Consider the following 13,831-nt stretch of genomic DNA (forward strand, 5'->3'; position numbering starts at 1 on the left):
ATTTTTTTTCGTTGGATTCGTAATTTTTTTTTAATGATTTAGAAAGAGGTCTGGCCATTGCAAATGTTACAAAGTAACATCGATTGCCCTATGGTCATGAATGTAGTTATGAAGCGTTATTCCAGATATCTGTTGTTGATCCTGGTGCTGGGAATTGTGATGCCCTACAGCATTGCTCTACCTATGCATGCGTTCAGCCATTTACTGGACTTTCATGATAAAGCCAACACTGCAGACAAGTGCGATCTGTGCCAGCTGACTCAAGGAGGGGCACTATTGTTCGTGCCACCTGGCATAAACAGTGTGACCTTGAAGCAATCTGTACTGCCCTTTTCAGCCATTCCGAAAAATGCTATTACCGCCTCCCTCCAGAGTACTATTCGCGCACCTCCTGTCCTCATTGCCTGAACAATTATCTCAACATTCTTCAAACAGCAGATGCCTTACCGGCTCTGTATTTTTTGTTATTTTACAGACAGGTGATTCCCATGAAAAAAATATTGATACTGACCGCTGCTCTTGGCAGCAGTGTTTGTGCATTGGCCGCAGATGAACACCGCCAACATGGCGCACATGAACACGGTGCCGCCAAACTCATGCTGGCTCAGGATGGAAAAGACTTTCAAATCTCTCTGGACACCCCAGCGTTCAATATCTATGGATTTGAACATAAACCGGACAATGCACAAGAGAAAGAACTGGTGGACAACGCCAACGCGTTGTTGAAACAAGGTGAAGAATTGTTCCTGTTCCCTAAAGACGCACAATGCTCCTTGCAGGAAGCCAGTGTCGAAACTGAGCAACATGAACACGGTGATGAAGCCGACGAACATGAGCATGAACACGGTGACGAAGCTGACGAAGATGAGCATGAACACGGCGGCCACAGCGATTTAAACGTTGCCTGGCACTTCAGCTGTGCCCAACCTCTGGAAGCCAAAACCCTCACACTGACACTGTTTGATGCGTTCGATAACCTTAAAGACCTGGATGTCGAATACCTGACCGATTCAGGTCAGGGCGCAGTCGAACTGTCACCCAAAAAGCATACATTTAAATTCTGACACTCACGCAACCGGGGCCGTTCACGGCCCCTGGACTGACGATCATGACCGTACAAACTGCCTTGAAAATCGATCAGTTGGAATTTGGATGGCAACCGGGCAAAACCATTCTGAGTATTCCAACGCTCACCCTTAACCGTGGGGAGTCGTTATTTATTCGCGGCCCCAGCGGCAGCGGTAAAAGCACATTACTGAACCTAATGAGCGGTGTACTGAGACTCCCCAGCGGAAACATCCAGTTACTAGAGCAACCGTTCTCGTCCTGGAATGACAAACACCGGGACCAGTTTCGTTCCGATCACATCGGTTACATTTTCCAGCAGTTTAATCTGCTGCCGTACCTCAGTGTACTCGACAATGTCCTGTTGCCCTGTCGTATCTCTGCGCATCGCCGTGCCCGGGCGCAACAACAACACAACACGGTTGAAGAGAGCGCCCGGACATGGTTGAGCCTGCTCAATATTCCTTCCCGTCTGTTTGAACAGAAAATTTCCAACCTTAGTGTAGGCCAGCAGCAACGGGTTGCAGCAGCACGCGCTCTGATCGGCGAACCAGAGATTATCATTGCCGACGAACCCACCTCAGCGCTGGATCAGGACAACGTGGACAACTTCATGGATGTGCTGACCTCTCAATGTCGCAATATCCGCAGCTCGCTGATTTTTGTCAGCCACGACCGACATCTGTCGCAGTTCCTGGAACATATCCATGAACTGCCCGGCGACTCACAGGAGGAGGTTATATGAACTGGATGGCACTGGCCTGGCAAAGTCTCCGGAACCGAAAGTCCACAGCCATACTCACATTATTCATGATGGCGTTGAGTGTGTGCATGGTATTGACAGTTGATCGTATCCGTACCGATACAAGAGCAAGCTTTTCTAACACGTTGTCCGGCACAGACCTGCTGGTCGGAGCACGAACCGGCAGTCTGAACCTTTTATTATATTCGGTTTTCCGAATCGGTAATGCCACTAACAATATCAGCTGGCAAAGTTACCAGGAGCTGGCACATCAAAAAGATATTGCCTGGACCATTCCCATTTCTCTGGGAGACTCTCACAAAGGCTTTCGGGTAATGGGCACCAATGACCAATATCTAAAACATTATCAGTATGGCAACAAACAACCGTTGAAAATTGCCCAGGGAAAGTGGTTTAACGATATCTATCAAGTGGTGCTCGGTGCCGAGGTTGCCCGCAAACTCAATTATCACATCGGCGATGAGGTAATCATTTCTCACGGTACTGGCAGCGCTTCATTCAGTCAGCACAAAGACAAACCATTTACTGTCAGTGGTATTCTGGCACCAACCGGAACTCCGGTGGATCGCACACTGCATATTCCTCTTGAAGGCATGACGGCAATTCACGTTGACTGGCAGGCCGGAGCAAAAATACCCGGGCTCCATATCAGCGCAGAAAAAGCCAGAACTCTGGATCTGACACCGGACACCATCACCGCATTTCTGGTGGGCATGAAATCGCGTCTAAAAACTTTCGCCTATCAACGCGCCATTAACGATTATCGGGCAGAGCCTCTAATGGCCGTAATTCCAGGCGCGGCCTTACAAGAACTCTGGCAGCTGATCGGTATTGCCGAAAACGCACTGATCGCAGTTTCAATCATGGTTGTCATTACTGGCTTAATGGGTATGTTAACGGTTATTCTTTCCAGTCTGAATGAGCGCCGTCGCGAGATAGCTATTTTCCGTGCACTGGGTGCCAGACGGCGGACCATTTTATGGTTGCTGATGGTGGAATCTGGCTTTTACGGTATAGTTGGTCTCATTTTTGGCCTGTTACTGCACTGGCTGCTTATCGCTCTCGCCAGTATCTATGTACAAAACAGTTACGGTATCGGGCTGACAGTCGGCATACCAGCCAATAACATGTTGATCGCATTGGCAGTCTTTGCAGCCGCGTCGGTGTTGCTGGGACTCATTCCAGGATACCGGGCTTACCGGCAATCGCTGACCGACGGCCTAACAACCCGAACTTAACGACTGGAGGTTTTGCAGATGAAAACTCTGCTTTTGATTTTTACCATGCTGTTGGTATTTCCAGCCTGGGCTGCCGGTGAAAACACCGGTGGGCTCAGCGACGAGGAAAGTAACTATGAGCCCAGCCCACAACAAGTGATAAAACCCAGTCGCAAAGGCTTTAGGGAAATTAGCTGGGACGATCTGATTCCAGCTGATTTCGATCTGTCCGCACTGGAAAACAAGATCCTGCAGAAATACGATATCAACAAATTGTCGGACGAAAGCAGTGATGCCCAAAAACTGTATCAGGAACTGCAGGATGCCTCTAAAAATGCCCCCGTGGTGAGCGAACTCGACGGCGATATGATTAAGATTCCCGGTTTCGTGGTACCACTGGACATGACTGAGGATAAAATCCGTACCTTTCTGCTGGTCCCCTATTACGGAGCGTGTATCCATACCCCACCGCCGCCATCCAATCAGATTGTCTTTGTGGACACCCAGGAAGCATTCAAGCTGGGCAACACCTTTGATCCGGTCTGGGTATCGGGCATGGTACAGGTGCAGACTCAGGATTCTGACCTTGGGACTGCCGGTTATACGGTTTACGCCCAGAAAATTGAGCCATACCTGTAACACCAATGCTGGCCTGCTTTTACAAGTGGGCCAGCCTCGGACACTCCCCTCTTAACTCATCGTATTTTTCCCCTGCACCAGCTCTCACATTACCTGAGAAGCTCCGTCCTGCGCCGCCTCCAGGTAAACACAACCACTCTCAGACGAACGGCTCACTCTGTAAACACATCGAACTTTCCAATTTTCATATTGACATCGAATCAAAGTGATTTAACCTATTAACCATCACCTCGGCTCGTTTAAACAACAATAAATCAACGCTGCTGATGGATATGAGTTTCACCAACACCCGCGAGGAAAATAACAATGATAAAGAGGTTAGCCACACTTTTGACCGCGACAACCGTGCTCTGCTCTGCAAGCTATCTGCAGGCTGCAGATCTGGTGAGTAAAGACCGGGTTGGACTGCCAGATGCCGCCAACAAAATGGTTTTCCGAATGACAGGTGACGGGCCTGGCAGCAACGACCCTGCTTATGCCGCCGGCTATAAAAAACTGTATGGCGACTTCATCCGCAAACATCCCGACTGGCAGATTGAACTGCAAATGATGTCCGGCGATATCGGTCAGGAACAGGCTCGCATGCTGGAACAAGCCAAAGCTGGCCGCGCCCCGGACTGCGCTGCGGTGGATTCTTTCGTACTGCCTCTGTTCAAAGAAGCCGGGGTACTCAAATCTCTGTCACCTTATTTCTCTCAGACAGAAATCGATCAATTATTCCCGTTCGTCAGAAGTGGAGTTACCGGCAAAGACGGCAATATCTACGCCTGGTGGTGGAGCACCGACCTGCGGGTCCTGTATCGCAACAAAAAAATCGTGCCTGAGGCACCGGAAACCTGGGAGCAGCTGAAAGCCGCAGCTCTGGCTAGTAAGAAAAAAGGGATGGAAGGTATTCTGTTCAACGGTGGCCGCTATGAAGGCACTACCTTTGACTGGTTAAACAACTTCTGGGCTCAAGGTGGCGACCTGGTGGACGCCAGCGGCAAACCCGTTTTTGGAGTGGGTGAAAATCGCGCCAAATTCATCAAAGCCGTCAACTATTATCGCGACCTGGTTAACTCTGGTGCCGCCCCCAAACGGGTTGCCAACATCGGCAACTATGATGATTTCAACGCTGCCGCCGCTGCGGGCACCACGGCTCTGTTTGTCGGCGGTAACTGGCAACTGGCGCAACTGAAAAGCACACTCGAACCAGAAGATTTTGCCAACTGGACCTTCTCCATGCTGCCTGGACCAACAGCAGATCAGCGCTCAACCGGCACCGGCGGCTGGACTATAGCGTCGTTCTCGGATGACCCGGCCAAAGTCAAAATGTGCGCCAATCTGATCAGAGATATTTACATGGGCCCGGCCAACGCACTGCAGCAGCAGTTGCCCACCCGCGCAGACCTGTACGACAAATATGATGTCTTTAAAACCCCGGCCAACAAAGCCTTTGCCAAGGCTCTGCAATATGGCAGAGCACGCCCTGGCGCGCCGATCTATCCGGAGATATCCAACCAGATTCAAATCATGATGGGTGACGTTCTCACCGGCACCAAAACCCCTGAACAGGCTCTGGATGCCGCATTCAAGGCTACCATGAACGCTTACGAACGACTGTAGTGCTCCTTAGTCCCCACCGGTCGGCCATCGGCCGGCTGGCGGGGGCTTTTTTTATCGTTATAAGGAAAATCATATGTCCAGCCATGCACTTTCCAGCAGGACGCAGATGACAGCACGCAGCGCCCGTCCCCATGCCCGGCCCAAAACCCTGCCATGGGTGTTGCCAGTAATCGTCGTTCTGGCTTTATTTTATTTGTACCCGGTATTTGACGTATTTCGCTTCGCATTTACCGATGCCACGTTGCTCAGTGACAGCGACCACTACACCCTTGAGAGTATTGTTCAGACACTGACCCGCCCGGATATCCTGCCAGTGCTCGGCGTCACCTTTTGGTTCACCGCCGCCAGCGTGATCGGGCAGCAGGCGTTCGGCCTGGCCATGGCCAGCGTCATCGTACGGGGTGAGAAAAGACGCCTGCGCGGCACAACGCTGCTACGCACGACTGCTCTGGTCGCCTGGGTAGTACCCGGAATCGCCGGCGGCATCATCTGGAAAATGTTGTTCAGCGAAGCCCCGTTTGGTGGCTTCAACAGCATGTTGAGAATGATCGGGGTAGGACCAGTGCAATGGCTTTCTGATCCTCATATCGCGATGTGGTCAGTGATTGTTTCGAACGTCTGGCGCGGAACGGCCTTTTCCATGGTAGTGATGTACGCAGCGATGAAATCCATCGATCCCGTACTGTACGAAGCAGCCGAAGTGGATGGTGCCAGTCCGGCGCAACGGTTCTTTTATATCACCCTGCCACAACTGCGCACCGCCATTCTGGTCAATATGATTCTGATCACCATTCAGACTCTGAATACCTTCGACGCGGTTATCTCCCTGACGGGTGGCGGCCCAGGTCGCGCTACTGAAGTACTATCGCTGTACACCTTCAATGTCGTCTTCCGAAATTACGATCTGGCCGGTGGCAGTGTGTTGTCAATCGTCATGCTGCTGATCTCAATGGTATTGGCAGTAGTCTACGCAGGCTTTATTCCGAAGGAGGATCAATCATGATGAGTGGACGTGTTCAGGCTCGCATCGGTGACGCCTTCAGCTATCTGTTCATTATCGGCTCGCTGGTGTTTTTTGGCGGCCCATTGTTGTGGTTGCTGTCGTTGGCCCTGAGAGGTCGCAAGGAAATATATCTCGGTGCCGCCCGGTTTATTCCCAAGCACCCGACTATCGATAACTTCATTGCCGTGCTGTCATCGAATCAGTTCCCCACCTATCTCTGGAACGGCCTCAAGCTGTCCACTCTAGGGGCGTTGGGCTGCCTGATTGTTGCCGCACCGGCTGCCTACGCATTTTCACGATTTAAGATGCGTGGTAAGGGGCTGTGGATGATGTTATTGCTGGCCGTACAGATGATTTCGCCACTGGTCATCATGGTGCCGCTGTACCGCTACATGAGCAGTCTGAACTTAATTGACAGTCATTGGGGCGCGATCATGGTCTATATCGCTCTTGGTGTACCGCTGGTGACTTGGCTGCTCAAAGGTTTTATCGATGGTATTCCGGTCAGTCTGGACGAAGCTGCACTGATCGATGGCTGTAATCGCTTTACCGCTTTCTGGCGCATCATTTTGCCACTTGCGGCACCGGGTATCGCTTCCGCGTTCATTATCACCGTGATCACTGGCTGGTCACAGTTTCTGGTGCCCTTTCTGTTGATCACCAAAGAAAGTCTGACGCCGATAGCGGTCGGCATTTTCAACTACGCCGGCTCACAAAACGATTCATCAATGCAGCTGCTGGCTGCGGCCTGTCTGATCTCAGTCGTACCAGCCATCATCGCATTCCTGACCCTGCAACGCTTTATTTTAGGTGCCATGACCGCGGGTGCGGTCAAAGGCTGACTGAATAGGAAAATTTCAAATGGTTCATAGCTTAACTTTACAACAACGACTTGAACGTCATCAGGTTCGCCTGGAAGAACTGGTCTACTGGACCGAAAGGCAAAAACAGCCGCTGACGAGCCTGACCCTGGAAGGCGAATCCGCCAACGTAGGCACCCCCTGGCCCGGTACTGACGGCGTGTTCAGTTTTACCGGAACAGGAACCGTTCCGGCAGACTGGTCACTGGCCGACTGCCGACTGCGCATGAACCTGGGCGGCGAAGGCCTGGTCATGCTCAGTGACGATCAGGGCGCGGCAACGGGTTACGGCATCGACCCCTATCATCGCTCCTTTCCACTAAAATCCCATCGGTTCAGTTTTACCGCCGAATGTACCGCCCGCCTGCCGTTTGGTGAGCCGGTCAGAGCGCCTCGAATTGAATGGGCCGAACTGGTATGGGTCGATACCGCAGTGGAACAGCTGCATTTGTTGATGCAACAGATTGCCGAGGCTGCCGAAACCCTGAAAGATCACGAGGTGGTGCCACACCTGCTGGACTTGGCGGAAAAAGCCTTCTATCAGCTTGACTGGCCGTCCGCTACCGAGCACTACATCAGTCGTACCGCACAAGCTCCGTTACAGCAGAAAATCTGGCAACTGCCAGCGACCCGTGGTGAAACTAATGAGTTATCAGAGTCTCAACGGCAAAATGTCCTTGAGATTTATCAACAATTGTTGGGAGAGTTGGCCGAATTGCAGAAGCGCTTTCCACCGGAAGGGGAAATCGCCCTGTCCGGTCATGCTCACATCGACCTCTGCTGGCTCTGGCCCTATGACGAAACCCGACGCAAGCTACGCCGCACCTTCCATACAGCGCTGTCGTTGATGGAGCAGTCAGCGGAGTTTCGCTTTAATCAGTCCACAGCCCATTATTACTGGCAGATTTCCCAGATGGATCCCACCTTGCTGGAAAAAATCACTGAGCGGGTCAAAACCGGACAATGGGAAACCCTCGGCGGGCTATGGGTGGAACCGGATACCAACATGCCTACGGGTGAAAGTCTGGCCCGCCAGGTGCTGTACGGACAACAGTTCTTCGAGCAGCAGTTTGGTATTCGCCACGATACGTGCTGGATGCCGGACTGTTTCGGCTTTACCGGTGCCCTGCCACAGCTGTTGCAACAGGGTGGGATGAAGAATTTCTTCACCATTAAGGTGAACTGGTCAGAAACCAATCGTTTTCCCGCCGATCTGTTCTGGTGGGAAGGGCTCGATGGCAGCCGGGTACTGATGCACACCTTTGATAATCCGATGCAGGGTTACAACGGCTTTGTACACCCTCATGGACACCGCGAAACCTGGAAGAATTTCCGTGGTAAGGACAAGCATCCACAAACCCTGTTAACAGTTGGCTATGGCGATGGCGGCGGCGGTCCGGTACCGGAAATGATTACCCGGGAAGAACAGCTAAAAGTGTTTCCCGCCTTACCAAAAGCACGTTGGGCAACGGTTAAGGATTTTTTTGCCAGTGCCAACCAGTCCGCCGAGCGGAAGGCTCTGCCGGTTTGGGCGGGCGAAATCTATCTGGAATTGCACCGTGCCACGCTGACCACTCAAGGCCGGGTCAAGAAAGCTCACCGGGACGCCGAACAGGCACTCATCAGCGCTGAAATTGCCGGCTCCCTGGCACACATGTTAGGTGCCGATGCTCCCGATTCACTGCGGGATCAATGGCGCTATGTGCTCAAAAATGAATTCCACGATATCCTGCCAGGATCGTCTATCCGCGAAGTAAATATTCAGGCCGTCGAGGAACTGACAGAGGTCATCCATCAGGCGGGCGAATATCAACAAGGGGCTATGCAGGCATTGGTTGGACAACTGCCCGCCACCCATGGCGAGCATTTAGTTGTGGTCAATCCATCGCTGGACTGCCGTCCGCTCGAAACCAAGCTGGACGATGGTTCGGTACTGTCCACCGATACCTTGTTGCCGCCTTTGAGCGTTGCAGTGGTCGACCCGCAACAGTTACAACCGGCCGGAGCTTTGAGCGTCAGCGAAACCCATCTTGAAAATCGCCATATCCGGGTGTTGCTCAACGCCGATGGCACCCTGGCCAGCATTCTGCACAAAGCCAGCGGTCGCGAGACTTTAGCTGACCGGGGCAATCAACTATGGGCCTATACTGCTGACAAACCGCGCAACTGGGATGCCTGGGATGTAGAAGAGGATTTCGCCGCCCGGGGTGAGGAAATTATCGACCTTCAAAGCCTGCAAGTGGTGGAATCCGGTAGTCACAGAGTCGCCATCCGGCTGGTCCGCCAGTTCCGCGATTCCCACATCTGCCAGACCTATTCACTGACTGCCAATGGTAAGCGACTGGACATCCACACCGAACTGGACTGGCACGACCGGCGGATTCTGCTGAAGACCCTGACACCGGTGGCTGTCAAAGCCCGCGAAGCCACTTGTGAATGCGCCTACGGTGTGGTCAAACGCCCAACACATGAGAATACCTCCTGGGATGCAGCCATGTTTGAAGCGGCTGCCCACCGCTTTGCCGATCTGTCGGAGCCTGGTTTTGGTGTCGCGCTGCTGAATGACGGCAAATACGGCCACAGCATTCGTAACAACGTACTGGCTCTGAGCCTGCTGCGCTCCCCCATCTATCCGGACCCACTGGCTGACGAAGGTGAGCAGCAATTCACCTACGCCCTGTATCCACATAGTGATGAGTGGTATCGCGGTGGTGTCAGAGAAGAGGCCGAAGCATTGAACCGACCATTATTGATCAGCGAATCACAACCTGCGGCAACCGGTCTGTACCAACCGATCAAATTGTCCGGCCCGGTCTCACTGTCCGGTTTCAAACCGGCCGAAGATGGTCAGGGTTTGATTCTCCGGGTTTACGAGCCGGCGGGTGGTCGCGGTAGCCTGGAAATGGGACTGACCAAGGGTTGGAAAAATGCCGGGCCGGTCACCGTTCTGGAGGAGCCGATGAACGTCTCTGCGAATAGCATTAAACCTTTTGAAATCAAGAACTTCCGCCTTTGCAGGGATTAGCAGTGTTGTTATCCTGAGGAAAATTGATTGCTTGCGAGGAATATGGGTTGTCAGATCTGACCGGATCAAACGCTGAACAGGCGGCGGAACACAACAGAGCCGTGGTGTTACAGGCCATTTATCGCAATGCACCGATTTCCCGGACGGAACTGGCGCAGCAGGCGGGTCTTACCAAGCAGGCGATCACCCGCATTGTTGACCGTCTGCTGGATGAAGGACTGGTTATGGAGGCCCGACGCCGGCAAGGACAGCGCGGGCAACCGGCCATCGAACTGGAAATTGATCCTGAAGGGGTATATGCCATTGGTGCCAACATCGATCGTGATCATCTGACGGTGATTGCGATGGATGCCACCGGCACCGTCCGTGGCAGAATTCACCACGAAAAACGCTTCATACTACCCGACGAATTCTCCGTTCTGATGGAAGATGCCATCTCCTCGTTCAGCCGCCGCCGGATCGTCGACGAAGCAAGACTCGCAGGAATTGGACTGGCCATTCCCGACTGGCTCGGAGAAATCCCGGTCATTGGCCGACCAACGAGCTACTGCCAGTGGAATGATTTTGAGGTTCGTAAAACCCTCGAAACCCTGACCAGCCACCCGGTGTTTATCGACAACGATGCCAACTGCGCCGCCATGGGAGAACTGGAGTACGGTCTGGGCACCGAGATTTCCAGCTTCTTTTATATTCTCGCTAATGCCTGTCTTGGCGGCGGCCTGATTCTCAATGGCCGTCAACACCAAGGTACTACCGGTTTGAACGGAGAGGTCGGCTGGCTGCCAATTCTCACCGATGAGGGACCGGCAGCCGGGCAGATCCGCCCCCTGGGTGAACAGTTTTCACTGTTTCTTTTATACGACCATCTGGCCCAGCATGGCATACAGGCCAGCAAGCCGGCGGACCTTTTGAAACTGGGCAACCAGGGCAATCAACTGATCAGCCGATGGCTACGACAGATCAGCCTCAAGGTCGCCGAAGCCATTTTACATATCGGTTTGATTGTAGACCCGGCAGCCATCGTCATCGGCGGTCGTTTCCCGGTAAAACTTATGGATGAACTGGTGGTTTATCTGCATGAAGCGTTGTCTGACTATGGCACCGAACTGCCCTCTCTGCACCGGGCGGTATCGTCTGAAGATGCCGCTGCCCTTGGTGCGGCAACCATGCCGCTGGCACACGCTTTTAATCTGAGCTCGGCCCAGTCAATTCAGCTGACCCGGGTACCGCTGACCAGCAGTTAAACATGAGTTGCCGGTTCAATAACCGGCATAAGGCAACAGCCGCTCCTGAAACGGCAACACAGCGGCGCCGGCTGCGATACCGGCATGAACAAAACTGGCCGCACGAACATCCGGCATCCAGGTGGACATTTTTCGGTCCTGCTGCTCAGCCCGCATTTCCTGTATCAATCGCTCGATCATTTGAGTTGGCAAATCACCACCAATCAGAATCACCCCAGGTGCCAGAAACCCGGCAATGGCAATGGTGGCATCCAACAGATGCACAGCTGCGTTACGGGCCCACTCTTCCAACTCGGGTGTCCAATCAAATGGAGTGCTCGCCGATGCACTCAACAGATCCCAGGCTAGGGGTGGCAACAGCGGCTGCAATGTCTGGATCGACAGAATATCATTGAGCTGCGCCCGGTCTCTGCCAGTTCGCATCAAGCCGATCCGCCCAGCCAATCCATGAAATCCCTCAAAGGGCTGTCCTCCGACCAGCAAACCGGCACGAACTGTCTCGTCGATCACCACCAACACCGCACCATCACCGGTATTGTGATGCCCTAAAAGATGTTCGGCCATCACCGCAGCACCAATATCGCGACGCTGATAACACGGTAAGTCCCCGACAGCATCCTTGATCAGATCAAAGTCGACATCCACGTCAGCATCAAATACGACGCCTAGTCCGACGCACTTACCCTGATTCTCAGCCAATAGCCGAAACTCCTGAAGTCCGCCGATCAACGCCGGTAGTTCCATACAATACTGGTGGCGGCGGATATGACCACATAAATCCAGCAGTACCAGTTCACTGTGATGGGACCGGACTCTGACCCCAATGGTCAGAGCACCATCGGGATTGAGTAGAAATTCACTCTGCGTATAACGCTCGCCTTCATTCTTCTGCCGTCGCCGCTCATCAACGTAACCCGCTGATTGCAGCTTGCGCAGAATTGTAGTGAGGGCTGTCTGGGTCAGACCGGTCAAAACCGATAATTCCTGACGCGAGTATGGGCCATCCCGACGTAATGCCTCCAGCACAACGCGCATATTGCGATTGGCAATATCCAGGTGGCTGTATCCGGGGCCTTCTGCCTGGGCGGTTTTTTTTTCCTGTCGGCGACGACCAAACAGTCTGTTCATATTGAGGGCATTATTATTTTATGGGAGCCGGTTATTTTACGTGAAAAACCCTGACGACCAAAGCTGAAACCATACTGATCACTGGGCCAGCTGCCGGCCAAACTCAGTCACTGCATCCCAGTCGGTATATTCGATCACGGTATCCGGTGCTGTCGGCCCACCGGTCATCCACATGATGAGACGGATCATCTGCCGGTCCCAGAAACGGTACAACGGATAATTCAGTTTACCGGCAAATATTGCCACCTGATGAGGTTGCCAGGAAATCTGCTGCAGGAACTTGCGCACATAGGGGTTTTGTTCAGGCAGACGTTTGTTGGGCTTGCGTGCCACCAGATTGACCGAACAGAATGCGCTGTCGGTCTTATTCAGATAATCCCTGTGAACACGAATAAAACGATAAACTTCTTTAGCATGATGACCATAACGGATACTGGCGGCAATGACGACGCGATCAAAATCAATCAATCGATCGTCACCTTGTTCAGCCAATGCCTTAAGGGTAACAGAATGCCCGCATGACCCGATCACCTGCTGCAGGTGCCGACATATCTTTGCGGTATGTCCATCAGTGGTTGAATAGAGAATCAGGATGCTGGCCATTTCAGTTCACACAAGCGTCCGGCAACATCAACGACGACCGGAATGGGAATCAATTACTGTAGACGGACACAATCATACGCTTCATCTTCACTACGGAAGCGAAAATGCCGTTTGTTCAGTTCGACAATCTCAGACTTTTCCTCTTCGTTCAGAGGTATAGCATTGGCGCTGTTGAGCTGTTCGGCCATCTCCGGGTGAGTGTTGCTGGTAAAATGCATCGAGGTGGTGACATCAAAGACAGACTGCTGCTCAATTCGCCAGCTGCCAGTACCCGTAAACTGAAACTCAGCGTTAGATTCCATTGCCGAGTTAACCTGGAAAGTACCGCTTGCCTGAGAAGTACCGTCAGACTGATAAGTCACCTTCATGTCCATATCCATCTTCACACCATCCTCGACAGAACTCATCGGACAGCTCCAGGTACCAACAATCAAACTCCGATACTGCTCATCACTGTCCATTTTGGTGTTTTGCGTTGCACAACTGACAGACAAGGCTGCCAGCAGCATGACATTCAGTTTGTTCATATTTACTCCATTCAGCTCGGTTTGAACGACGATAATGATTCAATGGCATCTAGTGTAATGTCTCAAATAAAACGCATATTTAAATGGGCCGCCGAATTCACTTCGCAACTCTACGTTAAGTTCAGCAAACGGCGTCCCACTCTTCGAGAAGC

General features: G+C 52.5%; 13 protein-coding genes. 10 read left to right on the forward strand and 3 right to left on the reverse strand.

Annotated features, from left to right (window positions below):
• The first annotated feature begins 63 nt into the window (after nt 1-63).
• The 10 genes from ACQY6I_RS15250 (at nt 64) to ACQY6I_RS15295 (ending at nt 11,421) form a co-directional block, all read left to right on the forward strand.
• Nucleotides 64-408 carry a hypothetical protein gene (locus ACQY6I_RS15250; RefSeq protein ID WP_428242353.1) on the forward strand — a complete coding sequence of 115 codons (345 nt, stop codon included), beginning with the start codon at nt 64-66 and terminating at the stop codon, nt 406-408.
• An 80-nt stretch (nt 409-488) separates the two neighbouring features.
• The gene (locus tag ACQY6I_RS15255; RefSeq protein WP_428242354.1) at nt 489-1,064 is read left to right on the forward strand and encodes a DUF2796 domain-containing protein; all 576 of its coding nucleotides are present in this window, start codon (nt 489-491) and stop codon (nt 1,062-1,064) included.
• Nucleotides 1,065-1,108: 44 nt separating this feature from the next.
• Nucleotides 1,109-1,810 carry an ABC transporter ATP-binding protein gene (locus ACQY6I_RS15260; RefSeq protein ID WP_428242355.1) on the forward strand — a complete coding sequence of 234 codons (702 nt, stop codon included), beginning with the start codon at nt 1,109-1,111 and terminating at the stop codon, nt 1,808-1,810.
• Entirely contained in the window at nt 1,807-3,066 is a 1,260-nt protein-coding gene (locus ACQY6I_RS15265) for an ABC transporter permease (protein WP_428242356.1), read from the forward strand. Before ACQY6I_RS15260 ends, ACQY6I_RS15265 begins: the two co-directional genes overlap by 4 nt.
• Before the next feature lie 18 nt (nt 3,067-3,084).
• Complete coding sequence (locus tag ACQY6I_RS15270) at nt 3,085-3,684, forward strand: DUF3299 domain-containing protein (RefSeq protein ID WP_428242357.1); 600 nt, start codon at nt 3,085-3,087, stop codon at nt 3,682-3,684.
• 306 nt (nt 3,685-3,990) lie between these two features.
• Entirely contained in the window at nt 3,991-5,289 is a 1,299-nt protein-coding gene (locus ACQY6I_RS15275) for an extracellular solute-binding protein (protein WP_428242358.1), read from the forward strand.
• Between the two features lie 73 nt (nt 5,290-5,362).
• Nucleotides 5,363-6,292: a carbohydrate ABC transporter permease gene (locus ACQY6I_RS15280; RefSeq protein ID WP_428242359.1), complete on the forward strand. Its 930-nt coding sequence runs from the start codon at nt 5,363-5,365 to the stop codon at nt 6,290-6,292.
• Nucleotides 6,289-7,134 (forward strand): carbohydrate ABC transporter permease, encoded by an 846-nt coding sequence (locus tag ACQY6I_RS15285; RefSeq protein ID WP_428242360.1) that lies wholly within the window; start codon nt 6,289-6,291, stop codon nt 7,132-7,134. Before ACQY6I_RS15280 ends, ACQY6I_RS15285 begins: the two co-directional genes overlap by 4 nt.
• A 19-nt stretch (nt 7,135-7,153) precedes the next feature.
• Nucleotides 7,154-10,177 carry an alpha-mannosidase gene (locus ACQY6I_RS15290; protein ID WP_428242361.1) on the forward strand — a complete coding sequence of 1,008 codons (3,024 nt, stop codon included), beginning with the start codon at nt 7,154-7,156 and terminating at the stop codon, nt 10,175-10,177.
• A 47-nt stretch (nt 10,178-10,224) separates the two neighbouring features.
• Nucleotides 10,225-11,421: an ROK family transcriptional regulator gene (locus tag ACQY6I_RS15295; protein WP_428242362.1), complete on the forward strand. Its 1,197-nt coding sequence runs from the start codon at nt 10,225-10,227 to the stop codon at nt 11,419-11,421.
• A gap of 15 nt (nt 11,422-11,436) precedes the next feature.
• On the opposite strand, the gene ACQY6I_RS15300 is transcribed toward ACQY6I_RS15295, so the two are convergent.
• From ACQY6I_RS15300 to ACQY6I_RS15310, 3 genes are all read right to left on the reverse strand, one after another.
• Nucleotides 11,437-12,549 (reverse strand): winged helix-turn-helix transcriptional regulator, encoded by a 1,113-nt coding sequence (locus ACQY6I_RS15300; RefSeq protein WP_428242363.1) that lies wholly within the window; start codon nt 12,547-12,549, stop codon nt 11,437-11,439.
• Between the two features lie 78 nt (nt 12,550-12,627).
• On the reverse strand, nt 12,628-13,152 hold the full coding sequence (gene hemG / locus ACQY6I_RS15305; protein ID WP_428242364.1) for a menaquinone-dependent protoporphyrinogen IX dehydrogenase: 525 nt from the start codon (nt 13,150-13,152) through the stop codon (nt 12,628-12,630).
• A 53-nt stretch (nt 13,153-13,205) separates the two neighbouring features.
• A complete protein-coding gene (locus ACQY6I_RS15310; protein WP_428242365.1) occupies nt 13,206-13,679 on the reverse strand; it encodes a hypothetical protein in 474 nt (157 codons plus the stop codon).
• Nucleotides 13,680-13,831: the final 152 nt, after the last annotated feature.

This window comes from Gynuella sp., from assembly GCF_050297175.1.
Lineage (GTDB): Bacteria > Pseudomonadota > Gammaproteobacteria > Pseudomonadales > Natronospirillaceae > Gynuella.

Excerpts from the sequence above, each read along its gene's own strand:
- ACQY6I_RS15250 (WP_428242353.1), top strand. The coding sequence starts at position 64 with ATGTTACAAAGTAACATCGATTGCCCTATGGTCATGAATGTAGTTATG.
- ACQY6I_RS15255 (WP_428242354.1), top strand. The coding sequence starts at position 489 with ATGAAAAAAATATTGATACTGACCGCTGCTCTTGGCAGCAGTGTTTGT.
- ACQY6I_RS15260 (WP_428242355.1), top strand. The coding sequence starts at position 1,109 with ATGACCGTACAAACTGCCTTGAAAATCGATCAGTTGGAATTTGGATGG.
- ACQY6I_RS15265 (WP_428242356.1), top strand. The coding sequence starts at position 1,807 with ATGAACTGGATGGCACTGGCCTGGCAAAGTCTCCGGAACCGAAAGTCC.
- ACQY6I_RS15270 (WP_428242357.1), top strand. The coding sequence starts at position 3,085 with ATGAAAACTCTGCTTTTGATTTTTACCATGCTGTTGGTATTTCCAGCC.
- ACQY6I_RS15275 (WP_428242358.1), top strand. The coding sequence starts at position 3,991 with ATGATAAAGAGGTTAGCCACACTTTTGACCGCGACAACCGTGCTCTGC.
- ACQY6I_RS15280 (WP_428242359.1), top strand. The coding sequence starts at position 5,363 with ATGTCCAGCCATGCACTTTCCAGCAGGACGCAGATGACAGCACGCAGC.
- ACQY6I_RS15285 (WP_428242360.1), top strand. The coding sequence starts at position 6,289 with ATGATGAGTGGACGTGTTCAGGCTCGCATCGGTGACGCCTTCAGCTAT.
- ACQY6I_RS15290 (WP_428242361.1), top strand. The coding sequence starts at position 7,154 with ATGGTTCATAGCTTAACTTTACAACAACGACTTGAACGTCATCAGGTT.
- ACQY6I_RS15300 (WP_428242363.1), bottom strand. The coding sequence starts at position 12,549 with ATGAACAGACTGTTTGGTCGTCGCCGACAGGAAAAAAAAACCGCCCAG.
- hemG (WP_428242364.1), bottom strand. The coding sequence starts at position 13,152 with ATGGCCAGCATCCTGATTCTCTATTCAACCACTGATGGACATACCGCA.
- ACQY6I_RS15310 (WP_428242365.1), bottom strand. The coding sequence starts at position 13,679 with ATGAACAAACTGAATGTCATGCTGCTGGCAGCCTTGTCTGTCAGTTGT.